The organism is Pseudoalteromonas sp. BMB (assembly GCF_001709235.1).
Lineage (GTDB): Bacteria > Pseudomonadota > Gammaproteobacteria > Enterobacterales > Alteromonadaceae > Pseudoalteromonas > Pseudoalteromonas maricaloris.
On the sequence record NZ_MBQA01000189.1, the window covers coordinates 1 to 25,392 of the forward strand.

The 25,392-nt window shown below is 43.8% G+C and carries 25 protein-coding genes and 11 tRNA genes; 24 read left to right on the forward strand and 12 right to left on the reverse strand.

What is annotated here, in order from left to right:
* Positions 1 to 629: 629 nt before the first annotated feature.
* From BB427_RS17355 to pilB, 6 genes are all read left to right on the forward strand, one after another.
* Positions 630 to 1,049, forward strand: coding sequence for a pilin (locus BB427_RS17355; protein WP_069022196.1), 420 nt, complete (start codon positions 630 to 632; stop codon positions 1,047 to 1,049).
* Complete coding sequence (locus BB427_RS17360; RefSeq protein WP_069022198.1) at positions 1,036 to 1,509, forward strand: pilin; 474 nt, start codon at positions 1,036 to 1,038, stop codon at positions 1,507 to 1,509. Before BB427_RS17355 ends, BB427_RS17360 begins: the two co-directional genes overlap by 14 nt.
* 3 nt (positions 1,510 to 1,512) lie before the next feature.
* Complete coding sequence (locus BB427_RS17365; protein ID WP_069022200.1) at positions 1,513 to 2,745, forward strand: type II secretion system F family protein; 1,233 nt, start codon at positions 1,513 to 1,515, stop codon at positions 2,743 to 2,745.
* A 133-nt stretch (positions 2,746 to 2,878) separates the two neighbouring features.
* Positions 2,879 to 3,757: a prepilin peptidase gene (locus tag BB427_RS17370; protein ID WP_069022202.1), complete on the forward strand. Its 879-nt coding sequence runs from the start codon at positions 2,879 to 2,881 to the stop codon at positions 3,755 to 3,757.
* Between the two features lie 9 nt (positions 3,758 to 3,766).
* Positions 3,767 to 4,396 (forward strand): dephospho-CoA kinase, encoded by a 630-nt coding sequence (gene coaE / locus BB427_RS17375; protein ID WP_069022203.1) that lies wholly within the window; start codon positions 3,767 to 3,769, stop codon positions 4,394 to 4,396.
* 95 nt (positions 4,397 to 4,491) lie between these two features.
* The gene (gene pilB, locus BB427_RS17380; protein ID WP_069022205.1) at positions 4,492 to 6,168 is read left to right on the forward strand and encodes a type IV-A pilus assembly ATPase PilB; all 1,677 of its coding nucleotides are present in this window, start codon (positions 4,492 to 4,494) and stop codon (positions 6,166 to 6,168) included.
* A 106-nt stretch (positions 6,169 to 6,274) separates the two neighbouring features.
* On the opposite strand, the gene rlmM is transcribed toward pilB, so the two are convergent.
* The 12 genes from rlmM to hemA form a co-directional block, all read right to left on the reverse strand.
* On the reverse strand, positions 6,275 to 7,360 hold the full coding sequence (gene rlmM, locus BB427_RS17385; protein ID WP_045961995.1) for a 23S rRNA (cytidine(2498)-2'-O)-methyltransferase RlmM: 1,086 nt from the start codon (positions 7,358 to 7,360) through the stop codon (positions 6,275 to 6,277).
* A 13-nt stretch (positions 7,361 to 7,373) separates the two neighbouring features.
* Positions 7,374 to 7,742, reverse strand: a complete 369-nt coding sequence (locus BB427_RS17390) for a DUF423 domain-containing protein (RefSeq protein WP_017217933.1) — start codon at positions 7,740 to 7,742, stop codon at positions 7,374 to 7,376.
* Positions 7,735 to 8,373: an alpha/beta family hydrolase gene (locus BB427_RS17395; RefSeq protein WP_069022207.1), complete on the reverse strand. Its 639-nt coding sequence runs from the start codon at positions 8,371 to 8,373 to the stop codon at positions 7,735 to 7,737. The genes BB427_RS17390 and BB427_RS17395 overlap by 8 nt, the downstream gene beginning before the upstream one ends.
* Positions 8,370 to 9,275, reverse strand: coding sequence for a transcriptional regulator GcvA (locus tag BB427_RS17400; protein ID WP_010370478.1), 906 nt, complete (start codon positions 9,273 to 9,275; stop codon positions 8,370 to 8,372). The genes BB427_RS17395 and BB427_RS17400 overlap by 4 nt, the downstream gene beginning before the upstream one ends.
* 85 nt (positions 9,276 to 9,360) lie before the next feature.
* On the reverse strand, positions 9,361 to 10,215 hold the full coding sequence (kdsA, locus tag BB427_RS17405) for a 3-deoxy-8-phosphooctulonate synthase (protein WP_010370475.1): 855 nt from the start codon (positions 10,213 to 10,215) through the stop codon (positions 9,361 to 9,363).
* A 10-nt stretch (positions 10,216 to 10,225) separates the two neighbouring features.
* Positions 10,226 to 11,476 (reverse strand): DUF819 family protein, encoded by a 1,251-nt coding sequence (locus BB427_RS17410; RefSeq protein WP_010607347.1) that lies wholly within the window; start codon positions 11,474 to 11,476, stop codon positions 10,226 to 10,228.
* Between the two features lie 36 nt (positions 11,477 to 11,512).
* A complete protein-coding gene (locus BB427_RS17415) occupies positions 11,513 to 12,349 on the reverse strand; it encodes a tetratricopeptide repeat protein (protein WP_216360650.1) in 837 nt (278 codons plus the stop codon).
* A gap of 179 nt (positions 12,350 to 12,528) precedes the next feature.
* Entirely contained in the window at positions 12,529 to 12,903 is a 375-nt protein-coding gene (locus BB427_RS17420) for a SirB2 family protein (RefSeq protein WP_069022211.1), read from the reverse strand.
* A gap of 8 nt (positions 12,904 to 12,911) precedes the next feature.
* Positions 12,912 to 14,453 carry a response regulator gene (locus tag BB427_RS17425; RefSeq protein WP_069022213.1) on the reverse strand — a complete coding sequence of 514 codons (1,542 nt, stop codon included), beginning with the start codon at positions 14,451 to 14,453 and terminating at the stop codon, positions 12,912 to 12,914.
* Between the two features lie 47 nt (positions 14,454 to 14,500).
* Complete coding sequence (prmC, locus tag BB427_RS17430; RefSeq protein ID WP_069022215.1) at positions 14,501 to 15,343, reverse strand: peptide chain release factor N(5)-glutamine methyltransferase; 843 nt, start codon at positions 15,341 to 15,343, stop codon at positions 14,501 to 14,503.
* Entirely contained in the window at positions 15,343 to 16,431 is a 1,089-nt protein-coding gene (gene prfA, locus BB427_RS17435) for a peptide chain release factor 1 (protein ID WP_010607352.1), read from the reverse strand. Before prfA ends, prmC begins: the two co-directional genes overlap by 1 nt.
* Positions 16,432 to 16,438: 7 nt before the next feature.
* Positions 16,439 to 17,695, reverse strand: a complete 1,257-nt coding sequence (gene hemA / locus BB427_RS17440; protein ID WP_069022217.1) for a glutamyl-tRNA reductase — start codon at positions 17,693 to 17,695, stop codon at positions 16,439 to 16,441.
* 83 nt (positions 17,696 to 17,778) lie between these two features.
* Here hemA and lolB point away from each other — a divergent pair, with 83 nt between their 5' ends.
* The 18 genes from lolB (at position 17,779) to BB427_RS17530 (ending at position 25,295) form a co-directional block, all read left to right on the forward strand.
* The gene (lolB, locus tag BB427_RS17445; protein ID WP_157234650.1) at positions 17,779 to 18,363 is read left to right on the forward strand and encodes a lipoprotein insertase outer membrane protein LolB; all 585 of its coding nucleotides are present in this window, start codon (positions 17,779 to 17,781) and stop codon (positions 18,361 to 18,363) included.
* On the forward strand, positions 18,360 to 19,208 hold the full coding sequence (gene ispE, locus BB427_RS17450; RefSeq protein ID WP_069022219.1) for a 4-(cytidine 5'-diphospho)-2-C-methyl-D-erythritol kinase: 849 nt from the start codon (positions 18,360 to 18,362) through the stop codon (positions 19,206 to 19,208). Before lolB ends, ispE begins: the two co-directional genes overlap by 4 nt.
* Before the next feature lie 92 nt (positions 19,209 to 19,300).
* Positions 19,301 to 20,248: a ribose-phosphate pyrophosphokinase gene (locus BB427_RS17455; RefSeq protein ID WP_010370444.1), complete on the forward strand. Its 948-nt coding sequence runs from the start codon at positions 19,301 to 19,303 to the stop codon at positions 20,246 to 20,248.
* A gap of 161 nt (positions 20,249 to 20,409) precedes the next feature.
* The gene (locus BB427_RS17460) at positions 20,410 to 21,018 is read left to right on the forward strand and encodes a 50S ribosomal protein L25/general stress protein Ctc (protein WP_017217941.1); all 609 of its coding nucleotides are present in this window, start codon (positions 20,410 to 20,412) and stop codon (positions 21,016 to 21,018) included.
* Positions 21,019 to 21,037: 19 nt separating this feature from the next.
* On the forward strand, positions 21,038 to 21,622 hold the full coding sequence (gene pth / locus BB427_RS17465) for an aminoacyl-tRNA hydrolase (protein ID WP_069022226.1): 585 nt from the start codon (positions 21,038 to 21,040) through the stop codon (positions 21,620 to 21,622).
* 96 nt (positions 21,623 to 21,718) lie between these two features.
* Positions 21,719 to 22,810, forward strand: coding sequence for a redox-regulated ATPase YchF (gene ychF, locus BB427_RS17470; protein WP_010370435.1), 1,092 nt, complete (start codon positions 21,719 to 21,721; stop codon positions 22,808 to 22,810).
* Between the two features lie 310 nt (positions 22,811 to 23,120).
* Positions 23,121 to 23,197 (forward strand) — tRNA-Met (locus BB427_RS17475).
* Between the two features lie 124 nt (positions 23,198 to 23,321).
* A tRNA-Leu gene (locus tag BB427_RS17480) sits at positions 23,322 to 23,406 on the forward strand.
* Between the two features lie 39 nt (positions 23,407 to 23,445).
* Positions 23,446 to 23,520, forward strand: a tRNA-Gln gene (locus BB427_RS17485).
* Positions 23,521 to 23,548: 28 nt separating this feature from the next.
* A tRNA-Leu gene (locus BB427_RS17490) sits at positions 23,549 to 23,633 on the forward strand.
* A 162-nt stretch (positions 23,634 to 23,795) separates the two neighbouring features.
* Positions 23,796 to 23,870: transfer RNA gene (locus BB427_RS17495), tRNA-Gln, on the forward strand.
* Between the two features lie 2 nt (positions 23,871 to 23,872).
* Positions 23,873 to 23,949, forward strand: a tRNA-Met gene (locus BB427_RS17500).
* 9 nt (positions 23,950 to 23,958) lie between these two features.
* Positions 23,959 to 24,043: transfer RNA gene (locus BB427_RS17505), tRNA-Leu, on the forward strand.
* A 39-nt stretch (positions 24,044 to 24,082) separates the two neighbouring features.
* Positions 24,083 to 24,157: transfer RNA gene (locus BB427_RS17510), tRNA-Gln, on the forward strand.
* 80 nt (positions 24,158 to 24,237) lie between these two features.
* A tRNA-Leu gene (locus BB427_RS17515) sits at positions 24,238 to 24,322 on the forward strand.
* Between the two features lie 131 nt (positions 24,323 to 24,453).
* Positions 24,454 to 24,528 (forward strand) — tRNA-Gln (locus BB427_RS17520).
* A 41-nt stretch (positions 24,529 to 24,569) separates the two neighbouring features.
* Positions 24,570 to 24,654, forward strand: a tRNA-Leu gene (locus tag BB427_RS17525).
* Positions 24,655 to 24,740: 86 nt separating this feature from the next.
* A complete protein-coding gene (locus tag BB427_RS17530) occupies positions 24,741 to 25,295 on the forward strand; it encodes a hypothetical protein (RefSeq protein ID WP_069022228.1) in 555 nt (184 codons plus the stop codon).
* Positions 25,296 to 25,392 lie beyond the last annotated feature (97 nt).

The following is a 25,392-nucleotide window of genomic DNA, read 5'->3' on the forward strand; positions in this document are numbered from 1 at the left end:
TTGCTCAACTTTTGCCTAGATTACTAGGCGGCAAGTCGAGCGTCGCGACCAAAACACACTCAGAAGAACAAAAATCAAACAGCAAAGGTCAACAGGCCCTAGCCTTATTCAATAACAAAATCGCTACCATAAACGGAGTGTTCTGTACTTTCCCGTAATCCCACGTAATAGATAAAGTTTTCTATTTCGTTGACAAACCTACTTAAAACCCGTTAAATACGACAAAAGAACTAGAGTGTAACAAGATCTTAATGTTCGGTAACGATTGGTTCCGTTCGTTTTTTGAACCGATATTAGGAAAGCTTGAGCTACCGCAAGAGAATCAATAATTTATTATTAAAATTCAATTGCTGAGCTCAGCGTTTACTATTAAAGTAAATGTTAATTGTGATCGCTGAAACTAAATCGGTGCTACACTCTTAGTTGATTAGGGACCGGTCACAAATTTAACGGGTCTAGCTTGTAGGGACTTGGAACGATGTGTTTGTTTCATCCTCTTGGTCACCGTTAAGTAAATTTGAGCACACCAGTTTGTTGATTCGATGGATTGGTAATTATTGCAAAGGTTTTAATAAACGCTTAACTTAAACTTATTATGGTTAAGTCACTTAAAATTTAGGAGACACATCATGACTCAAAAACAACAGGGTGGTTTTACCCTAATCGAACTAATGATTGTTATCGCGATCATCGGTATCCTTGCAGCAGTGGCTCTGCCTGCTTATCAAAACTACACCAAGAAGGCTCGCTTTACAGAAGTAGTGTTGGCGGCCGAATCGGTAAAACAGCTCGTTGATATTTGCTTCCAAACTCGTGGCGCTGGTGTTTTAGCTAATTGTGATACTGCTGACGAAATCGGCCTGGATGCTGATGGTGCAGCAGCTGGAACGCACGTAGCCTCAGTTGCAGTTACAGCAACAACTGCCGTAATTACAGCAACGGGAGCCGCATCAGTTGACAGCAGTACATTTGTACTTACCCCGACAGCAAGCAATGGAACATTAACATGGGCCCAAACAGGTGACTGTATAGCCGATGGTCTTTGCTAGTAGGGCAAATTCATACAAATACCAAGGCTATTCTGTTAGCCTTGGATATTCTTTGCTGGAAGTTATGGTTGTAATAGCTATTATCTCCATTCTTGCAGGTATAGCCATACCCCTTTTTGACAACAAATTTAAAAAAGCAAGATTTGTTGAAGTGATAATTGCAGTAGAAGCTGTAAAGAAAGGAGTTGAAACTTGCTACGTAACTAGAGGAGCTTATCAGTTAGAAAACTGCAATACATTTCAAAAACTAGGTCTATCTTTGTCATCAATAAGTTCTCCATTACACGTAAGCTCTGTTCAAATAAGCCTTGACTCAACAATAAAAATTACGGGTATTGCTAACCCGAGCGCTTCAAATGGTACAAATGACAACTACATTCTTGAAGGCTCTGAAAGTAACAATACTATCATTTGGTCTCTTAATTCATCTAGTACTTGCATCGCTGAGGGCACCTGCTAAGTCATGAAATCAGATAAGAATAATGCGAATAGCTTAGACACTTTTGTATGGTCCGGTGTTAATAACCGAGGAAAAAAACTTCAAGGTGAAATGACAGGTCAGAGTGTCGCGTTAGTGAAAGCTCAACTTCGCAAGCAAGGCGTTATTCCGTCAAAAGTAAAACGAAAACCAAAGCCTCTTTTTGGTTTTGGTGGCGCAAAGAAAATAACCGCCGCAGATATTGCGACTACCACAAGGCAAATTGCCACAATGTTGATGGCTGGTGTTTCTTTGGTACAAACCCTAGAGATGCTATCAAAAGGAATTAAAAATAAAAGCCTCTCAAAACTAATTGGCCATATATGCGATGAAGTTAAAGCAGGACAACCTCTTGCCAGGTCACTGCGTGCTCATCCTAGATATTTCGATGAACTTTATTGTGATCTTGTCCACTCAGGAGAACAATCAGGAGCACTGGATACTATTTTTGATCGAGTAGCTCTATACAAAGAAAAATCAGAAGCACTAAAGTCTAAAATAAAAAAAGCGTTATTTTATCCAATCGCTGTTATCGCTGTGGCTTTAATTGTAACTGGTATTTTGCTTATTTTCGTTGTGCCTCAGTTTCAAGATATATTTAACGGCTTCGGTGCAGAACTCCCCGCTTTCACGCTAATGGTTATCGCAATTTCCGAATTTATGCAGGAATACTGGTGGATATTTGTACTTGGTATTGGTCTTTTTGGCTATACCTATAAAGAAATGCTTATTCGTAGCCCTGAGGTAAAGCATTTTAATGACCGTATGATGTTGCGCATTCCAGTGATTGGTGAGATCCTTAAAAAGGCAGCGGTGGCGCGTTATGCTCGCACGCTTTCAACCACCTTTGCAGCGGGTGTTCCCCTTGGTGATGCGCTCGATTCTGCCGCAGGTGCATCAGGCAATATTATCTACAAAAACGCAATTAAAGAGATTAAAGCAGAGGTTAACTCGGGTAACCAAATGCACTGGGCAATGCATAACACCAAAGTCTTCCCAGATATGGTGGTGCAAATGGTGTCTATTGGTGAAGAATCAGGCTCTTTAGATGGTATGTTAGCAAAGGTTGCTAACATCTACGAACAAGAAGTCGATGATGCGGTGGATGGCCTTTCTAGCCTATTAGAACCACTCATTATGGTGGTACTCGGCGTACTGATCGGTGGCCTTATCATTGCCATGTACTTACCGATATTCCAACTAGGTTCTGTTATTTAATTTTGTTCACAAAATTACACTATTAAGAGGTGCAGTGCTGTGCCTCTCAATAGTGCTGTGTGGTAAACTGCAAAAATCCATACCGAGTATGCCTCGGTAATTTAAACAAAAAATATAAGCAAGCGCCCAACTTATGCAAGATATTATCAACTTGATGCAAACCCAGTTATGGTATTGGTTACTCACCGTCGGACTCGTAAGCCTTTGCATCGGTAGCTTCCTCAATGTGGTTATTCTTCGCTTACCTAAAATGATGAAGCAGAGCTGGCAATCAGAGTGTCGCGTGTTGCTTGCCGGTGAGCTTCCAAAACAAACCTCTGAAGTCCCCGTGTTTAATTTAATTAAACCAAATTCTCATTGCCCCAGCTGCAAAACGCCGATTAAAGCGTGGCAAAACATTCCACTGATCAGCTGGCTATTATTAAAAGGCAAATGCAACCACTGCGACGCGTCAATCTCTGTCCGCTATCCTTTGGTAGAGCTAACAACCGCCCTACTCTCCACATGGGTTGCGTGGCATTTTGGTGCCACTTTAGAAGCCACTCTGTACATTTTGATTACTTGGGTATTAGTCGCACTTACGGTTATCGATATCGACGAAATGTTGCTGCCCGATCAATTAACACTACCAACCTTATGGTTAGTACTGGTTGTCAGCTGTTTTGGTGTTGGCATTGAGCCCAATGATGCCATTATCGGTGCGGCCATAGGTTATTTGAGTTTATGGAGCGTGTATTGGCTCTTTAAATTACTCACAGGTAAAGAAGGCATGGGCTATGGCGACTTTAAACTGCTAGCCATCTTTGGTGCATTGATGGGTTGGCAAGCAATCTTAACTATAGTGCTACTTTCAAGCCTAGTCGGCGCAATCATTGGTAGTATCCAATTAAGTGTTCAAGGCCGAGATAAAGCCACGCCTATTCCGTTTGGCCCTTACTTAGCCATTGCAGGCTGGATCACCTTAATGTACGGCGAGCAGCTGCAGCTGTGGTACGTAAACTTAATAATGTAAAGTAACACAATGCTAAAAACGAATAATTGGATTTTAGGGGTAACGGGCGGTATTGGTGCGGGTAAAACGGCCATCACTAACCACTTGCAGCAAAAAGGGATAGTGGTTGTTGACGCCGACATCGTTGCACGAGAAGTAGTCGCGCTAGGCAGCACAGGGCTACAAGCAATTACTGATGAATTTGGCAGTGCCATTTTACAGCCGGACGGCAACTTAGATAGAGCTAAGTTAAGAGCCATTATTTTTGCTGATGACGACAAAAAACAGTGGCTTAATGAGCTACTTCACCCGCTTATCCGTAATGAAATACTCACGCAGTTAAACGCAGCGCAAAGCGATTACGTGGTTTTAGCGGCGCCCCTGCTGTTCGAAAATGGCTTAGAGCGCTACTGCGATGCCACTTTACTTGTTGATGTCGCGGTTGATACGCAAATCGCAAGAACAACCAGCCGAGATTTGGTAGATGCAGCGCAAGTAAAACGTATTATCGAGTCGCAGTTACCGCGCGCAGATAAACAAGCAAAAGCGGACTACATCCTAGACAACGACCGACCGCTACTTGAAAGCCTGCAAGAGACAGATAGATTACACAATGAGTTTATCAATCTAGCAAAAGTGAAAGTAAGACTAAATAATTAGTAAAATTTACTCTACACTCAACGTGATAACTTGGCATTTTTCCAACTTAATGATAAATATTGAATATGCATTCAATGTGAAGGCAAAGAGGTACTATGGAACATCATTCCCCGCTACTGCGTAAATTTATTACCTTAGGGCGAGTCACTGCTGAGCAAATAAAGTCTCGCCAGTCAGAAGCAAACACCACCGCCGAGTTAATTTGCCTAAGTTCAGGAATGAGCTCCAAAGAGCTAGCTGAAGAATGCCTAGACTTATTCAAGGTGCCCTTTTTTAATCTTGATCACTTTAACGTTAGTGAAATTCCACCAGCGCTAGTCAAAGAAAAACTGATCCGTAAGCACCATATTTTACCGCTGGTACAAAAAGGTAGAAAACTCTACGTTGCAGCTTCTGATCCTACTGACTTTGGCGCATTTGAAAACTTTGAGTTTAGTACTGGATTACAGTGTGAAGTACTGGTAGCCGACTACAAAAAACTCGAAGCAAAGATTGATCAGCTGTTTGATGCAACGGGCGGCCTCTCGATTTCTGAAGAAGAATTTAAAGAATTTGCCGACTTAGAAGTTGATGACGAGCCTAAACAGCAAAACACCAACGAAGATAAAGACGATGCGCCAATCATCGTTTATATCAATAAAATCTTAATGGACGCGATAAAAAAAGGCGCGTCGGATCTACACTTTGAGCCCTACGAGAAGAAATATCGCGTGCGTTTTCGTATCGATGGCCTGCTACATGAGATGGCAAGTCCACCAAACACACTAGCAACTCGCCTCGCCGCCCGTATCAAAGTGATGGCGCACTTAGACATAGCAGAAAAACGCAAACCGCAAGATGGCCGCATTAAATTAAAGATCTCCGAACGCAAAAGTATCGATTTTCGTGTGAGTACACTGCCTACCATGTGGGGCGAGAAAATCGTAATGCGTATTCTAGATTCGTCTAGCGCCATGCTCGGCATTGACGTGCTAGGTTATGAACCAGAGCAGAAAAAGCTCTACCTCGACGCACTAGAGCAGCCTCAGGGCATGATTTTGGTAACCGGCCCAACGGGGTCTGGTAAAACCGTGTCACTTTACACTGGCTTGAATATTCTTAATCAGCCAGAGCGCAATATCAGCACGGCGGAAGACCCTGTCGAAATAAACCTTGAGGGTATTAACCAAGTACAAATCAATACCAAAGCGGATATGACTTTCGCCAATGCCTTGAGAGCATTCTTGCGTCAGGATCCGGATGTGGTGATGGTTGGTGAGATCCGTGACCTTGAAACCGCTGAGATCTCAATAAAAGCCGCCCAAACTGGTCACTTAGTATTGAGTACGCTACACACCAATTCTGCGCCTGAAACGCTCACCCGTCTATTAAACATGGGTGTGCCGGCGTACAACGTAGCAAGCTCGGTGAGTTTGATTATCGCCCAGCGTCTCGCAAGGCGCCTTTGTCCTAAGTGTAAGACACCTGAAACGCTGCCGGAAGAAGCCTTGTTAGGGCAAGGCTTTACTGCCGAGCAAATTAAAGAGATTACCCTTTTCGCGCCTAAAGGCTGTGAAAACTGTACCGACGGTTACAAAGGCCGTGTGGGTATTTATGAAGTGGTAAAAATCACGCCAGAGCTTTCGCACCTGATCATGGAAGGGGGTAATTCTCTTGAGATTGCCGAAAAAGCAGAGCAGTTAGGTTTTGATAACTTACGTAAGTCTGGCCTGAAAAAAGCCGCCGCTGGGGTGACATCGCTTACAGAAATCAACCGCGTAACAAGTTATTAAGACTGATTGATTAAGACAAAAAGATCGCGATGTAAAATCGCTCCTACAACTAAGGTAACACCCGTGTGGGAGCCGCTTTACGCGGCGATCTTGTTATCGTTTAAAATCAGCTATACAAATTTTGCGGTACTTTAAGCACATTAATATGTACCGTAACTTCCTCACGGTCATGATATAGGTGCTTTGCTTGGATCTCATAATCCACATTATACTTTTGCAGCTCTTCATGGATAAGCGTAAGACATTCATACACGCTATCGAAGCGTTTTTTCATCGGTAGCTTTAAGTTAAAGATCAGCTCTCGAGCAAACGCATTCACCACCCAGTCCACCATCAGATCAGCAACACGCGTTGGCTTTTCGACCATATCACACACCAGCCAATCAATATTGCGTTTTTCTGGGCGATATTTGAATCCATCTTCACGATAGTGCTTCACTTGTCCCGTTTCCATCAGGTCATCATTCATCGGGCCATTATCGATTGAGGCGACAAACATACCTCGACGTACGAGTTGGTATGTCCAACCGCCAGGACAAGCACCTAAATCAACTGCTCGCATCCCCGCGCGCACACGTGTCTCTTGCTGATCTTTAGGCACAAAGACATGGAATGCCTCGTCTAATTTTAGCGTCGAACGACTTGGTGCGTCCGATGGCATTCTCAGACGTGGGATCCCCATAAAGAATGGCGAATTGTTATCACTAAACGAATAACCGACATAAGCGGTGTTATTGGCAAGGAACAATACGTGTAATACAGGCTTGGCAGGTTTTACCTCACGAGTCAGCTTGTTTTGCTTCTCGAGCGCCTTAGACAATGGGGTTGAAAACTTTTTACAGAATTTAGAAAGTTCTTTTCCTTCATTAGTATCTGGCGTTTCAACGCGCAGCTCACCACACAAAGGAAAACCTTCCACAGCCGCTTTTATCACGCTCACTCTGTCTTCAATCGGCATGTGGGTATGTAAAGTGCCAACAAACCACTGCCTTGCAAACACCAGTTTCTTAAAGTCGATTTTCTTCGCTAAGGTCTCAGCATCATTTGGCGAAAAGCACTCAAATGTTACAAAAGCAGTATTCGGCTTAGCTTTTACGTAGCCAGCAATTCCATGCTTTGCAGCATAATGATTAATCTCGGCTGCGGCGTCACTTTCAAAACCACCGCGACAATAGATAACGATACTCGACATTAGATTCTCTAGATTAAAAGGAAGATTTAGCAGCTTGAACTATCAATAAAATCCAAGCAATTAAAAAACAGGTACCACCGATTGGGGTGATTGGCCCTAGCCATTTCATGCCTGTTAAGGCTAGTAAGTACAGACTACCACTAAATAGCAATACACCCGCAATAAAAAAGCCACCAGCAACTTGTACCTTGAGGCCCCATTTGATTAAAAACGCGGTGGCAATAATGGCAAGACCATGAGTCATTTGGTATTGCGCCGCCGTATTAAAAATACCAATGGCATAGTCGCTCAAACGTCCTTTGAGACCGTGAGCGGCAAACGCGCCTAAAGCCACAGACAATAAACAAAACACGCTGCCAATAATCAAGTAGAGCTTAGCCATGACAGCGCTCCTTAATAAAATTCGCCGCAATCACGGCAGCATTCACGCGGCTCTCTGACTCGCTTACACCACTCACCTTACGTGGCTTGAGTGAATGGTCGCCATCTTTGAGCCATTTCACCATGACTTGCTCTGGAAAGCACATGGCATCAACCTCTGTACGATTGCCAAAGGTATCACGTTCGCCTTGTAAAATGAGCAACGGGCACTTCAACTCAGGAAAATGGTCCACTCTGAGCTTTTCCGGCTTACCTGGCGGGTGGAATGGGTAGCCAAACGCAAGTACTCCTTCCACCTTTACAGTGGTTTCACAGGCTAGCATAGATGCCATACGCCCGCCCATTGACTTACCACCAATAAAGAGCGGTAAACTTGGTTCTACTGCGGCCAGTACTTGCTGAAAATACGCGAGTAGCTTAGGGGCACGCTCTGGTGGGCGTTTTTTCCCTTCTTGTTTGGCTTGCTGCATATATTCAAAGTCAAAGAGCCCAACTTGAACGCCCATAGAAGCAAGCAATTTAGCCATTTCCTGCATAAAATCGCTATCGCTTCCTGCACCTGCACCATGGGCAAAAATAAACTGTGCAACTGGGTTTTCAGCATAGTGCCATTCAATATTTACTGCGCTCATAAACTATTTAACTCTTGTTCGTGTTCTACCATACCGAGCATCCATTCTTTGAATGAAACTATTTTACCCAGCTCTGACTGCGATTCTCTAAATACCAAATAATAGGCATTTTTACTTTCGAGGTGGTGACTAAACGGAATAACCAGTCGCCCTGCATCTATATCCGGTCTTGCCAGTACGCTATTGCCCAGCGCCACGCCTTGGCCGTGAATTGCTGCCTGTAACACCATAGAAGAGTGACTGAAGATAGGCCCGGTATTTACCGCCACATTTCTGACCCCAGCGGTTTTCATCCATGCTTTCCAAGCGCGACGCGTGGTGTCATGGAGTAAAGTATGCTGGGCCAAATCGCTTGGCTGATTTAGCGGTTTGGGGCCAGTTAACAAAAATGGACTACATAATGGCACAAAGTACTCAGTATGTAGCTTATGGGTTTGCACCCCATTCCAGTTACCACGACCGTAGTAAATCGCGACATCAACATCATCCGTTAACGAATTATCGTCGTGATCTTGGGCTTTGATCCGTACGTCGATTTCAGGGTGCAACTCATTAAAGTTACTCAGCCTTGGTACCAACCATTGAATTGCAAAGCTCGGCGTCAAACTCACCGTTAACGACCCTTTTGCGCCTCGCGCTAGGAGCTTTTCAGTCGCATCGATTAATTGTGAAAAAATATCTTTAATATCGAGGTAATAGCCCTGCCCTTCCTCAGTTAACAGTAAGGAGCGATTTTTTCGCAAAAACAGTTTTAAACCTAGATGTTCTTCTAAGATTTTAATTTGATGACTAACCGCAGCTTGAGTGACGTACAACTCCTCCGCCGCTTTGGTAAAGCTCAGGTGTCGTGCCGCCGCCTCAAAGGCTTTTAATGCATTTAATGGTGGAACTCGTCGTGACATTCATTCATGCCTATAAAAAACCCGCTAACCGCGGGCAAGTAAAATCCCCAAACAACATCTAATTATGAGGTCGCTTGGGTATAGATTATAAATCAGCTGCGCTGGTGTCCAGTGGCGCAAAACTCTTAACTAGCTCATCTACCGCTTTCATCTGTTGTAGGTAGCCTTCAAGTTTAGCCAGTGGCAATGCACAAGGACCATCACACTTAGCTTCATTTGGATTCGGATGCGCTTCAATAAAGAGTCCAGCTAACCCAAGTGCCATACCGCTACGAGCAAGCTCAGCAGCCTGAGCACGGCGGCCATCGGCAGAGTCGCTACGACCACCCGGACGCTGCAGTGCATGTGTCGCATCAAAAATAACAGGAGCCATACGCTTCATGTCATCCATGCCCAGCATATCCACGATAAGGTTGTTATAACCAAAGCTACTGCCGCGTTCACAGAGGATAACTTTGTCATTACCCGCTTCATTGATCTTCTTAATGATATGACGCATTTCATGTGGTGCTAAAAACTGTGGTTTTTTCACGTTGATCACCGCGCCAGTTTCTGCCATCGCGACAACTAAGTCTGTTTGACGGGCAAGAAACGCCGGTAACTGGATCACATCAGCAACTTCCGCAACGGGTTTTGCTTGAAATGGCTCATGTACATCGGTGATAACCGGTACATTAAAGGTCTTTTTGATTTCTTCAAAAATCTTTAAGCCTTCTTCCATGCCAGGGCCACGGTAAGAGTTAATTGACGAGCGATTAGCTTTATCAAATGACGCTTTAAATACGTATGGGATCCCAAGTTTACTTGTGACCTCAACGTAATGCTCTGCGATTTGCATTGCTAAGTCACGAGACTCAAGCACATTCATTCCACCGAACAGTACAAACGGCTTATCGTTTGCAACTTCTCGTCCCGCAACGTTAATAATATCTGTATTCATTTTTTATCCTTTAGCTGCCTATTACACGAAGCAATTGTCCGCATAACCAAGCCATATAAGTACCAAGGGCATAACCAAGCACCGCCAGTAACACACCGACCGGAGCAAGCGCTGGGTGGAAAGCCGAGGCCACCACCGGCGCAGATGCCGCACCACCAATGTTTGCTTTACTGCCAACGGCAACATAAAACACAGGTGCTTTAATTAATTTAGCAACGATAAATAACAAACCAACATGCACGGCCATCCAAATAACACCAATAACGACGTATTTAGGCGCCTCAACAATTTTGGTGATATCCATGTGTAGACCAATGGTTGCTACTAAAATATATAAAAAGCTTGAGCCAATTTTTGACGCGCCAACCGCTTCATATTGACGTGCTTTGGTAAACGAAAGAGCCAGGCCTATGGTCGTAACGAGGACTATGATCCAAAACAGTTTGCTGTGAAGAGAGAACTTCTTCAGCTCAGGGTAGTTACTACTAAAAAATGGCACCAGTAGATCCGCAGCAAAATGCGCAAGCCCCGTTGCACCAAAAGCAAAACCAACTAGGATCATCAAATCTTTGAGCTCGGGTTTTCTTGCGTGCTCGGCTTCAAATGCTTGTACTTTGTCAATTAGGCGGTTGATTGAAGAAGTATCCGCCCCTGTTCGCGCATCAATTTCTTTATTGCGCGCCGCCATATAGAGCAAGCACGCCATCCACAAGTTTGCGACAACAATATCAACCGTTACCATGATGGTGAAGATTTCTCCGCCTGCGCCGTAAATCTCTTTCATCGCCACCATATTGGCACCGCCACCAATCCAGCTTCCTGCAAGCGCGGCCATACCACGCCATACAGCTTCAGGGCCAGTTACACCAAGTAGCTCAGGCATAAAGGTAGCAGTAAGTAAAAGTGCAATTGGGCCACCAATCACCACACCCACCGTTCCCGTTAGGAACATGATAATTGCCTTTTTACCCAAAGCCGCTATCGATTTTAGGTCAATACTCAGTGTCAATAGCACCAAACAAGCGGGTAACAGATAATACTTTGCTACCGTGTAAACATCGTTATTGTTGCCATCAACGATACCAAAGGTATTTAACAGAGATGGTAAGAAATAACACATCAACAGCGCTGGCACGTACTTGTAAAACTTTGCCCAAACTCCGCTTTTTTGACTCGATGTGTAAAAAACAAATCCCAGAATAACGGCCAATAGGCCCATAATTACCGCGTTATTGGTAACGAGCGCAGCGCTTTGCTCCATAAATCCTCGCTGTTATTATTTTTTATATAACTATTTTTAATGCAAAATATTATTATGATCGGCCAACTCTTTGATCTGATGCTGGATCACTTCAATGGTTGGGTCGTCCGGACATTCATCAACAAAAAACTGTAAGTCGTCTTTTGCCATCTTCGGACAATTTAATTGGTTGAGTAGATAGCCTCTATCACGACGTTCATAAGGATCATCGCCTAAGATATCCATCAATTGCTCGACGCAACTTAACGCGTGACCAAACTTTTCTGCGGCAATAAACGCCCATTTTTGCTGAGACAAATAAAGCTTTAACGACTCTTCGTTAAAAATAAGCTCCATCGGCTCTTGGTCTTTTTCTTGCTCTTTATCTTGGTTGTTTTCGTTTTCTGGAATTATGTACCAGCTCTGGTGGCCTGAGCTTGGCTCAATGACATAACCTTCTTCTTCGCTAAAAGCGACGTGTACGACAATCTCTCCTTGGCTTAGGGCAAGACTGGCCTCTAATTTCGCTCGTTCAAGCAGATGCACCAAGACAAGACCCAGTGCGGTATTGGTGCCACTGCGCATAGAAAGTGCGTAACAAACGCTATTGAGCTTATATTCAGGCACCTTTTGACTGCTGCCACTGAATAGCCACAAGGTATAAAAAGCGTCTAAGATTTCATCCAAACATTTATGATTGTTTGCATGCTTATGGCGAATTTCATCCACGGCAAATTCAAGCTCCGCTAACTGACACAAAGTTTCATTGGTGTCAGCTTGTGCATCCCAACTTTGCTCAGCCTTGATACAACGGATCAACGGCGGATAGGAAAATGCATCTGAATTGTCATCGAGAGATAAGTCATTCTCATCTAACCAGATATCATTCTTCATAGAATTCAGTTTCTCTTGAATTGCTTTCATTTAGAAAGACTAGTTTACCACTTTTTGTCATATTCCCAAGGGGGGAAATTTAGTAATACCAATCTATCGTTCGCTGAAATAGTAAAAATGTTTACTTATTATGGAGATATAGAAGCGCTCGGTGATAAACCAAGCGCCAATTGAAATGGTTAAGCAAAGAAGCTCTGCTTACTTACAGCGAGATGCGCGATGGCCATTAGTACCAATGTTGCAGCGCCGAGCGCCAAATATTTGGTCTTTTTAACACTTGTTTTTCCAATAACAAAACCCAGTGCAATATAACCAAACACTAAAACTATTTTTTGTAGCAGCCAAGGTTGTTGTGCAGGATTGAGCCCAGCCGTTACCGCCAAAATAACCGCTGTAACTAACAACAAAGTGTCTACACTGTGGCTGGTAATAAACACGCCTTTGTTTGTTGCTAACTTACCAGAGCCCAAACGCGAAAACGCCCGAGTGTAAAATAGCACTATGCTCAATACCACAAATAGTAAGTGCGTATGTTTTAACGCCATGTAATCCATATTATTCTCTAATCAGGGAAACGTTGTAGGATCAATTCTAACTCATTAATACAACGGTTGAATACATCTACGAGTTTGGGGTCAAAGTGTTTTCCCTTTTGCGCAGTAATCTCTTTTTGCGCTTCTTCTTGGCTCCATGCCTCTTTGTAGCAACGTTTATGGCGTAACGCATCATACACATCAGCTAGTGCTACGATGCGACCATAAAGGTGTATTTCATCGCCTTTTTTACCTTTCGGATAACCGCTGCCATCCCATTTTTCATGGTGGTCACGAGCGATTAACGCGCCCGCACTGACAATCTCACGGCGAGAATCTTTTAACAAGTCAAAGCCTTTGTCTGTATGGGTTTGCATGACTTTCCACTCTTCGTCATCCAGCTTGCTAGGCTTATTTAAAATCGCGTCAGGAATACCAACTTTACCCACATCGTGCAGTGGTGACGCCATTTTCACCAGCTCAGCTTCTTTATCAGAAAGACCCATTTCTTTGGCAAGCGTATGACAAAGATATGCCACCCGCTTCACATGATTGCCGGTATTGGTGGAATGAAGCTCAAGCGCTTCACTTAAACGGATCACCAGTTCTTGCTGGGTATCTTCAATCTCGGCTTGTAGCTGTACATTTTCGTACGCCAATTGCATATTCTGAGCAAAAATATCAATTAAATGGCGCTGGGTTTCGGTTAAGAATTCAGGAATACCAGACACAAATAGCATTGAGGCGTGGTTATAGTCACTGGAGCAATAGGCGAATAGATAATTGTCTTTATATACAATGTCTTTATCTTGTAGTGCTTTTAAGCAAGCATCCATTTGGTCGCTGCTAAGTACTTCAGAAATCGGCTTACCTTCGCTACTTTCAAACTCTCCACGCCCCGCAAATACAACCAGTTGATCGTTCGTTTGACCGGGCTCTTTACCCGCCGCAAGTGACGTTGCATACATGGCTTGGTCGACCGTGCCTATCAGCGAAGTGAGTTGCTGTAACACTCCCTCAATAAAACTCTCAATTGAGTGAGTAGCAAAAATATCACGGGAGGCTTTAATGATTTTCTCAAGCCCTTGTCTTGATTGATCGATGGCGAGAATGTCACGATATGAACGTAAACTCGACATGACTACAGTAAAGAGCTTTTGCGCGGTGAGTTCTGTTTTTGATTTATAGTCGTTGATATCGTAGTTCACGATAACTTGGCGTTCAGGCGCTTGACCCGGCTGACCAGTTCTTAAAATGATACGGATATGATTGTTTTTGGCGGTTTCACGAATGTATTTTGCGACCTGCAAACCAGCATCGTCGGTTTCCATGACAACATCCAGTAACACCACCGCAGCATCAGGGTTGGCATCGACGATTTTCTTTGCTTCTTCACCCGAATAAGCGCTAATAAATTCCAGACGCTTTTTTTGAAACTCAAAGTCACTCAGTGCTAACTTTGTCACTGCATGCACTTCGGGCTCATCATCGACAATAATAACCTTCCAAGTGCCTACTTTTTCAGGTTCAACTACGTCAGCGGGTTCGTCTGAAAACAAAAAATCATCCATATTGCGGATCCTATTGAAGCGCCTAACTTTCGTGTGAGTTCATGACTTTACGGCAACATTGCCAACGTCACTCTATCACACCCTGCCATATCTTTTATTGTAAGTATATTAATATACGCCATTTCTGCAAAAAACTGTTGGATCTTATCTGCTTGCTCAAAGCCATGTTCAAGTAGCAAATATCCCCCCGAGTTCAGATGTTGCTTAGCCGTCCTGATGATATGAAAAATATCCGCATAGCCATGGTCATCCGCGACCAGCGCGCTGAGCGGTTCAAATCTCACATCTCCTTGTGATAAGTGGTGATCGGCTTCATCAATATAAGGTGGATTACTCACAATCAAATCAAACTGTTGCTCCGCAACCGCGCTAAACCAATCACTTTGCAAAATCGACACGTTTCTAAAGCCCAACTGAGATTGATTAGACTTTGCAAGCGCCACTGCATCTGCTGAAGCATCTACTGCGATGATTTGCCAAGCTGGATATTCACTCGCCAATGCCAGTGCAATCGCGCCAGTACCTGTGCCTAAGTCTAGCACCTGAGCGTCATTTGGCATGCTGAGAGTTAAAACATGCTCAACCAGAGTTTCAGTATCAGGCCTTGGAATAAGCGTGCTGTTGTTGACTTTTAAAGGCAGGCTCCAGAATTCTCTTTGACCTGTGATGTGTGCGACAGGCTCTCCCGTAACACGGCGTGCGATACTTTCTTCGAATCGCTGCTGCTCTAGTGTAGAAAGCTCAGCTTCGGGCCAAGTAAAGAGATAAGTGCGGTTTTTATCGATAACATGGAGTAATAGCACTTCGCTATCGAGCTTTGCTGACTCGGAGTGTGGTAGCAGCTCAGAGGTTGCCCAAGCAACGGCTTGGGCAATGTTAAGTGTTGGCATTAATCGCTTTCGCTCATTGCTGCTAGTAGATCAGCCTGATATTCAATAACCAGCGGATCGATAACAGCACCCAACTCACCGGAGATCACTTCATTAAGGCGATATAGCGTCAAGTTGATACGGTGATCGGTAATACGGCCCTGCGGGAAGTTGTAAGTACGAATACGCTCAGAGCGGTCACCGCTACCTACTAGATTACGACGTTCAGAAGCTTCTGCCGCTGCACGTTTTTCATCTTCTGCTTGCTGTAAGCGCGCACTTAGTACAGACAGCGCTTTCGCTCTGTTTTTATGTTGTGAACGTTCGTCCTGACATTCAACCACAACGCCTGTCGGCAAGTGAGTGATACGAATAGCAGAATCGGTTTTGTTTACGTGCTGACCACCGGCACCCGAAGCACGGAAAGTATCCACTTTTAGGTCAGATGGATTAATTTCGATTGCTTCTGCTTCTGGGATCTCTGCCATCACGGCAACCGTACATGCAGAGGTGTGAACACGGCCTTGAGATTCGGTTTCAGGCACACGTTGTACACGGTGAGCGCCAGATTCAAACTTAAGTTTGCCATAAACACCATCGCCACTAATGTTAGCGATAACTTCTTTATAGCCACCGTGCTCGCCTTCGTTAGCGCTCACGATTTCAACGCGCCACTTTTGCGTTTCTGCATAGCGGCTATACATTCGGAATAAATCGCCAGCGAAAATCGCGGCTTCATCACCACCAGTTCCCGCACGCACTTCCAAGAATACGTTGTTATTGTCTTTTGGATCTTTGGGTAACATCAATACTTGAAGGTCATCTTCAAGCGCAGCAATGGCAGCTTTTGCTTCTTTATACTCTTCCTGTGCCATTTCACGCATGTCTGGATCTGAGTCTTTTAGCATTTCTTCAGCAGTTGCGACGTCTTCCTGAGCCTGCTGGTAGGCTGTAAACGCTTTAACTACGTCTTCCAATTCTGAAAACTCTTTTGACAAGGCGCGAAAGCGGTTCTGATCGCTAATCACCTCAGGCGAGCTTAGCATCGCTTGAACTTCTTCATAGCGCTCTACTAAGGTTTCTAACTTACGATATACAGACTCTTTCATTTACACGTTATTCCTGCTCAATACCTAATGTTTGCTTGAGTTGCGCTAACTTATCTATATCGCCTTCTTTCGCAGCCTCTTGAATGGCGCGTGTTGGTGCGTGTGTTAGTCGATTACTCAGCTTATTTGCTAATTCAATAATAATTTTATCTGCTTCTTTGCCCGATTGTAGCTGATTTATTGCTTTGTCCACGAGCTCATTTTTAATTTCTTGCGCGCTTTGGCGATACTGCCTAATCACATCCACTGAATGCAGCGAACGTTGCCACTCGGAAAACTCTTGCGTGCGTACATCGATGATCTGCTGCGCTTCAATGGCCGCTTGTTCACGACTGGCCAAGTTTTCATTGACTATCGCCTGAAGGTCATCAACTGAATAAAGATAAGCGGCATCCAACTCTGACACTTGGCTTTCGATATCGCGAGGTACCGCAATATCGATAAATAACATTGGTTTATGGCGACGTTTTTTAAGCGCTTGCTCGACTACTCCTTTACCGATAATTGGTAAGGTGCTCGCAGTTGAACTAATAACAATGTCTGCACTTGGTAGCGCATCTGGCAACTGTGCCAGTGAAATAACACTGCCGCCAACTTCTTTTGCTAGGTTTTGTGCGCGCTCAATTGTGCGATTCGCGACTGTGATTGACTTTGGATTATGCTGCGATAAGTGTTTAGCAACTAACTCTATTGTTTCACCGGCACCAATTAACAAGACCTGAGTTTTATCCAATTGACCGTAAATATGCTTTGCCAAATTAACAGCGGCATATGCCACTGAGACAGCACTTGCACCAATATCGGTTTCGGTGCGCACTTGCTTCGCCACCGAAAAAGTCTTTTGGAATAAGCGCTCAAATGTTGGCTGAATTGCATGGTGCTGTTTGGCTGTACTAAAAGCTTGTTTAATTTGCCCAAGAATTTGTGGCTCACCTAAAACCAATGAGTCAAGACCACAGGCAACTCGCATTAAATGGTTCACCGCATCCTGATTCATATGCACATAGACATTTTCTGTTAAGTCTCGTTGCTCTATGTTATGAAAATCTGACAACCAACCGAGTAGTGCTTGGGGATCAGCAGACTCAAGGCTACAATAGATCTCGGTTCGATTGCAGGTCGACACAATCACAGATTCTTTAAACTGCGAAGAATGTTGGAGTTGGTGCAATGCTTCTGTAAGCTGTTCTGGAGAAAACGCCACTTTTTCACGTAATTCTACAGACGCGGTTTTGTGATTGATACCAAGTGCGATGATGGTCATAGATGCCAGTATTGCTCGAGCCCTGCTTTAAAGCCGGCAATTTTACCAAAAATCAATCGAATATGGAAAGTAAGGAAAGGCCTTTGAGACAACTTCATTTGATTTTACTCATATTTTTATTAATTTTAACGGGTTGTGCGCAACAATTACCTCAGCAAAACGTAGCACAAGACTGGCAATCTAGACTAAAACAACAAAAAAATTGGCAAGCGAGAGGTAAACTTGCATTTATTGCCCCAGACAATCGTCAATCAGCTAACTTTAATTGGTATTTAAAAGAAGATAAACAAAATCTGATTTTAACCAGCTTTGTTGGCACCCGCATATTCGAACTAGAAGAATTAGACACACATTCGGAGCTGACCTTTGAAGACAATGTCCATAAAGGCATGGACAGTAGCGATCTGGTTAAGCGTTTAAGTGGTCTCTCTCTTCCGGTCAATCAAGCCCCTCAATGGCTAACGGGCTTAGTTGAAGCACCAGCCAGCGAACTTGATGACCTTGGCAGAATAAGCAATGCACAGTGGCAAAGCCCATCAGGCCGAGTGTGGCAAATCACCTATCAACAATATAAAATGCAAGACGGAATGTGGCTGCCTAGCCGCATGAAACTCTCATCGACCAATATTGAGGTCAAAGTATTAATCACTTCATGGCAGTTTAAATGAAGACATTGACGCTAAGCGCACCGGCAAAATTAAATCTTTTTTTGCATATCAATGGCCGTCGAGAAGACGGCTACCATGAATTAGAAACTTTATTTACTTTCTTAGATTTTGGTGATGAATTAGCATTTACGCTAACCAGTAACCAGCAAGAAATCGTCATTTGTGGTGACACCGCAGGTATTCCACTCGAAGATAACCTCATTTATAAAGCCGCCAAAATTCTTGAGCCCTATAAAAAAATTGCGGCTGGTGTCGACATTCACTTAAATAAACAGCTTCCCATGGGTGGAGGTGTTGGTGGTGGTTCATCCGATGCTGCCACGACTTTATTGGCACTCAATACGCTGTGGCAATGTCAGCTTACTATCCCAGAACTTGCAAAACTCGGTCTCCAGCTAGGCGCCGATGTGCCTGTTTTTGTTGAAGGTAAAACAGCTGTAGCCCACGGCGTTGGCGAGCAACTTGAGCCAATTGACATCGCTCAAAAATGGTATTTAGTGGTTGCCCCACCCGTTCATGTCAGCACCGCGTTAGTCTTTACTCACCCAGACTTACCGCGCAATACGCCTAAGCTAAAAAGCGGTTGGAAACTCTCGGATACGGGCAACGACTGTCAAACTCTTGTCAAAAAGCTTTACCCCGAGGTTGAAAAGACCCTCGCGTGGTTGCTAAAATATGCACCAACCAAAATGACTGGTACTGGAGCTTGTTGTTTCGCGGAGTTTGAAAATCGTGAGGCAGCGCTGCGTGTGCTCGAAACTCTACCTTCATCTTGGCAGGGCTTTATTGCCCAAAATACAAGTGAGTCAATTTGTCATCGACAATTGCGCGCTTGGCAAAACTAGAAGTAAATTGTTTAAGTTAGCTTGTTTTGACTTTTTTATTTCATGGTCATTGCATGTTAGTCCAAAAAATTCAGTGCCTGAGGAACCCTACCGTGCCCGACATGAAGCTCTTCGCTGGTAACGCAACACCTGAGCTAGCTCAAAAAGTTGCAAAACGTTTGTTTATTGAGTTAGGTGATGCCGTTGTTGGCCGTTTTAGCGACGGTGAAATTAGCGTTCAAATCAACGAAAACGTTCGTGGTTCAGATGTATTCATCATCCAATCAACATGTGCTCCTACAAATGATAATTTAATGGAGTTAATCGTCATGGTTGATGCGCTACGTCGTGCATCTGCTGGTCGTATCACAGCCGTTATTCCTTATTTCGGTTACGCACGTCAAGACCGCCGTGTGCGCTCTGCTCGTGTTCCAATTACTGCTAAAGTTGTTGCAGACTTCCTTTCAAGCGTAGGTGTTGACCGTGTTCTTACCGTTGACCTACACGCAGAACAAATCCAAGGCTTCTTCGACGTACCTGTTGACAATGTATTCGGTAGCCCAGTGCTAATCGAAGACATGAAAGAGCGTAAGTTCGAAGATGTAGTAGTAGTTTCACCTGATATCGGTGGTGTGGTTCGTGCTCGTGCGATTGCAAAACTGTTAGATGATAAAGACCTAGCGATCATTGATAAGCGTCGTCCACAGGCTAACGTTTCTCAAGTTATGCACATCATTGGTGATGTTGCTGGTCGTGACTGTATCATTGTCGATGACATGATAGATACAGGCGGTACTTTATGTAAAGCAGCAGCAGCACTTAAAGAGCACGGTGCAAAACGCGTATTCGCTTATGCAACCCACCCAGTACTTTCGGGCAATGCTGCGGAAAACCTACGCAACTCAGTTATCGATGAAGTTATCGTGACTGACTCAATTCCACTTTCTGATGAATTGAAAGCGCTTGATAACATCAAAGTACTAACACTTGCAGATATGATGGCCGAAACTATCCGCCGTATCAGCAACGAAGAGTCAATCTCTGCGATGTTTCAACACTAATCGGCACCAAAACTGATTAGCCAAAAAGCACCTCTGGTGCTTTTTTTGTTTTATAGGTTTCATTGCAAGTGCGTTAGTGGTATATTGGCGCGCCTTTTTTAGGCAGGGAGCTTGGTCGCGAGCTCTCTGACACATTAACTTAAATTATTTTGGAGACATCCATGTCTGTATACAAATTAGACGCTGAAGTACGTTCTGACCTAGGTACTGGTGCGAGCCGCCGCCTACGTCGCGCTGACAAAGTTCCTGCAATCCTATACGGTGCTGGTAAAGATGCAGTTTCACTAACTCTTGATCACAACAAAGTATTGAAAGCGCAAGAAGACGAAGGTTTCTACACTCACATCCTAACGCTAAACATTGGCGGTGAGTCTGTTGAAGCAATTCTTAAAGATATGCAACGTCACCCGTACAAGCCTAAGATCACTCACTTAGACTTCCAACGCGTTGATGCTTCTCAAAAGCTTCACACTAAAGTTCCTGTTCACTTCATCAACGAAGAGAAAGCAACTAAAGGTGGCAACACTATCGTTCACCAACTAACTGAAATTGAAATCACTTGTCTTCCTGCAAGACTTCCTGAGTTCATCGAAGTTGACGTAGCGACTCTAGCTGTTGGCGCAACTCTACACCTATCTGATATCAAGCTTCCAGCTGGCGTTGTTTCAGTTGAACTTGCTAAAGGTGCAGATCACGACCAAGCAGTTGTTTCAGTAAACGCTCCTAAAGCAGCTCCTGCTGAAGAGTCTGCTGAAGACGCAGCTGAGTAATTGTTCAGGTGTTAACACCTTGAATAACATTCAAATGCTTGTGGGCCTGGCTAATCCAGGCCCCGAATACGCAAACACCCGTCATAACGCTGGCGCTTGGTTTATCGAAGAACTAGCCAGAAGATACAACTGCCTCCTAAAACCAGACGCTAAACATCACGGCCTCACCGGCAAAGTGCTCATCAATAATCAAGAGTTTAAATTGCTGATCCCTACGACTTATATGAACTTAAGTGGTAAAGCGGTCGCGAGTCTTGCCAATTTTTATAAGATCCCCGTCGAGAGTATTCTTGTTGCTCACGATGAAATGGATTTAGAACCCGGTGTCGCCAAACTCAAAAAAGGTGGTGGTCACGGCGGTCACAATGGCTTAAAAGACCTAATCGCTAAAATGGCAAATAACAAAGAATTTATGCGATTGCGCGTTGGTATTGGTCACCCAGGACACAGAGACAAAGTCACGGGGTGGGTTTTAGGCAAAGCACCACAAGCTGATCAAGAGAAAATTGATGCCGCTGTGGATGAAGCAGTCCGATGTATGGAAATACTCGCAAAAGACGGTGTGTTAAAAGCACAAAATCGACTACATTCATTTAAACCGTAACAGTTTACTGCTGCGATTGATTGAGTAATACCTAAGCTTCTCGTTCGCCATGATGCGTGCTTGAGATAATACGGTAGAAATTTAGGAATAAACACTATGGGTTTTAAATGTGGCATTGTTGGTTTACCTAACGTAGGTAAATCTACTTTATTTAATGCGTTGACTAAAGCGGGCATTGAGGCCGCAAACTTTCCTTTCTGTACTATCGAACCGAATACCGGTGTAGTACCAGTACCAGATGCTCGTCTTGACCAGCTAGCTGAAATTGTAAACCCTCAGCGTACTATCCCAACTTCAATGGAGTTTGTGGATATTGCCGGTTTGGTAAAAGGCGCATCAAAAGGCGAAGGTTTAGGTAACCAATTTTTGGCAAACATCCGTGAAACGGATGCTATCGGTCACGTAGTTCGCTGTTTTGAAAATGAAAATATCGTTCACGTTGCTGGTCAAATCGATCCTGCTGAAGACATTGATGTTATCAACACTGAACTAGTACTTGCAGACATGGATACTGCTGATCGCGCGGTTTTACGTAACGCGAAGAAAGCGAAAGGCGGCGATAAAGACGCGAAATTTGAACTAGTTGTACTTGAAAAAGTAAAAGCGCACTTGGACGAAGGCTTAACGCTTCGCTCACTTGAGCTAAATAAAGAAGAAGCGGCAGCAATAAGCTACCTAAACTTTTTAACGATCAAGCCAACTATGTACATCGCCAATGTTAACGAAGATGGATTTGAAAACAACCCGTTCCTAGACAAAGTACGTGAAATTGCAGCAGCAGAAGACGCGGTTGTGATCCCTGTATGTGCAGCAATTGAGGCTGAACTTTCTGAACTTGAAGAAGAAGATAAGAAAGAGTTTATGGATGACTTAGGCTTAGAAGAGCCAGGCCTAAACCGCGTGATCCGTGGTGGTTATGAGTTGTTGAAACTGCAAACTTACTTTACAGCTGGCGTAAAAGAAGTGCGTGCATGGACTATCCCTGTTGGCGCGACAGCACCTCAAGCTGCTGGTAAAATCCACACAGACTTTGAACGTGGTTTTATTCGTGCACAGACTATCGGCTTTGATGATTATATCGAGTTCCGTGGTGAATCTGGTGCGAAAGACGCAGGTAAAATGCGCCAAGAAGGTAAAGAATACATCGTGAAAGATGGCGATGTGATGAACTTCTTATTTAACGTGTAACCATAGTTACTACACGCTATTTCAATAAAAGGAGCTTCGGCTCCTTTTTAGTTTTATCAACTCTGCTTTTTAATCAAATAAGTACCTTGTTCTTCAGAGTAAGTTATAGACTTCAAAGGAATAAAAATTCACAGGTTTTGTTAAAAATTTGCAATTGCCCCGCATGATTTGATATAAAAACAAGCCGTTTCGCTTAATTTATCTGCAAACAAACTGTGTTAGCAGATTTTTTGCAAAAAAGGTGTTGACGGCTTGGGGGCATATACGCATAATACGCCCCGCATCAGCGATGATGAGAAGTTAAAGAGATGGCTATGTAGCTCAGCTGGTTAGAGCACATCACTCATAATGATGGGGTCCCCTGTTCAAATCAGGGCATAGCCACCATGCTTTAACTACTACCAAAACTCATCGATTTTTTGTTGCAAAAAATATGCGGAAGTAATGGAATTGGTAGTTGTCTTAATATAGACGCTGGATTTAGGTTCCAATAACTAATGCAAAAAGATGTGCGGAAGTGGCGGAATTGGTAGACGCGCTGGATTTAGGTTCCAGTATCTTCGGATGTGAGAGTTCAAGTCTCTCTTTCCGCACCATGTTCTTTTAAATCAGAACTCAAAAAGATTTTACTTCGTTGGAGTATCGCCAAGCGGTAAGGCAGCGGGTTTTGATCCCGCCATTCCCAGGTTCAAATCCTGGTACTCCAGCCATCTCTTTTTGAGATGTTAGCTACACTGTGCGGAAGTGGCGGAATTGGTAGACGCGCTGGATTTAGGTTCCAGTATCTTCGGATGTGAGAGTTCAAGTCTCTCTTTCCGCACCATGTTCTTGATTTGAACTAAAACAATCAAATTTTCGTTGGAGTATCGCCTCGACACGAAGTGGAAGCGGTAAGGCAGAGAAGAGAGAGGTTTTGATCCATCACTCATCCACCCCCGGATTCAAATCCTGGTTTCAACAATTTAAGTTAGATTTGAGTTTTCGTTGGAGTATCGCCAAGCGGTAAGGCAGCGGGTTTTGATCCCGCCATTCCCAGGTTCAAATCCTGGTACTCCAGCCAATGGCTATGTAGCTCAGCTGGTTAGAGCACATCACTCATAATGATGGGGTCCCCTGTTCAAATCAGGGCATAGCCACCATTTACAAATGCGGAAGTGGCGGAATTGGTAGACGCGCTGGATTTAGGTTCCAGTATCTTCGGATGTGAGAGTTCAAGTCTCTCTTTCCGCACCATGTTCTTTTAAATCAGAACTCAAAAAGATTTTATTTCGTTGGAGTATCGCCAAGCGGTAAGGCAGCGGGTTTTGATCCCGCCATTCCCAGGTTCAAATCCTGGTACTCCAGCCATCTTTCTGAAGTTGAGGAATTAGCAGATGTCTTGAAAATAGACGCTGGATTTAGGTTCCAAATACTCCAGACAATATAATGCGGAAGTGGCGGAATTGGTAGACGCGCTGGATTTAGGTTCCAGTATCTTCGGATGTGAGAGTTCAAGTCTCTCTTTCCGCACCATGTTCTTTCAAGTAGAACTCAAACTCTTGAACTTACCTCTGTTGCTGGGTATCGTCTCGACACGAAGTGGAAGCGGTAAGGTAGCCTAACTCAAATCTGGGCTAAATAAGGTTTGAACTTACCTCTATTGCTGGAGTATCGCCAAGCGGTAAGGCAGCGGGTTTTGATCCCGCCATTCCCAGGTTCAAATCCTGGTACTCCAGCCATCTCTTTTTGAGATGTTAGCTACAAATAAAATATCTACTGTGCGGAAGTGGCGGAATTGGTAGACGCGCTGGATTTAGGTTCCAGTATCTTCGGATGTGAGAGTTCAAGTCTCTCTTTCCGCACCATTTAGTAACAATTTATTTCCTCTTTATTCATTCCTAGCTCATTTTTCTAATGTTACTTTTAAACTTTCTCCATGTTAGGAAAGAAAGTGCTAAAGTCTTTATTTCTTTTATTTTCATTAATCATTTTCAGTATACCTAGCTTTGTAGAAGCGAAGGCTAGCTCAATTTGCTCTCCATCACACATAGAAATAGCACTCAAGCATTTTAGCTACTGTCAGCCCTCGGAGCAGGCAAGTAAAGTTTCATTTCAAACTTTTACTAGCGATACCTACTCAGTAGTGATTAGCGACAACTCTTCTGAACTAACGTTAAGCTGGATAACTGGCGCTACCGCACTTGCTGGTCTACCTAACAAGTATGATTTAACACCCCTTGAGTTTATGACACGAGCTTTCAATGGCACGTTTGATATACAGAGTGAAGACATGCAGAAAGTCAGTGCTGAGCTTGGCGTTATAGACGAAGCAAATGTGTTTACCGCTACTCACGGAGCAAAACATATTTTTTCTTCTATCAGGCCTTCAGGAGTTCAAACTGCTTACATTTTGCAGCCCAACAGTGATTGGTTATTAAGGCTAGATGGAAAATTTGATATTAATACATTGATGTATGTGGTCGATAAGCTAACACTGATGAGATAATCTCGGCACTAAATAATGAAGCGTGCAGTAATACCAATTTATCTTAATACTTGCCCCTTCAAAAAGATCACTTAATTAAGTAACCTGAGCTGCGGAT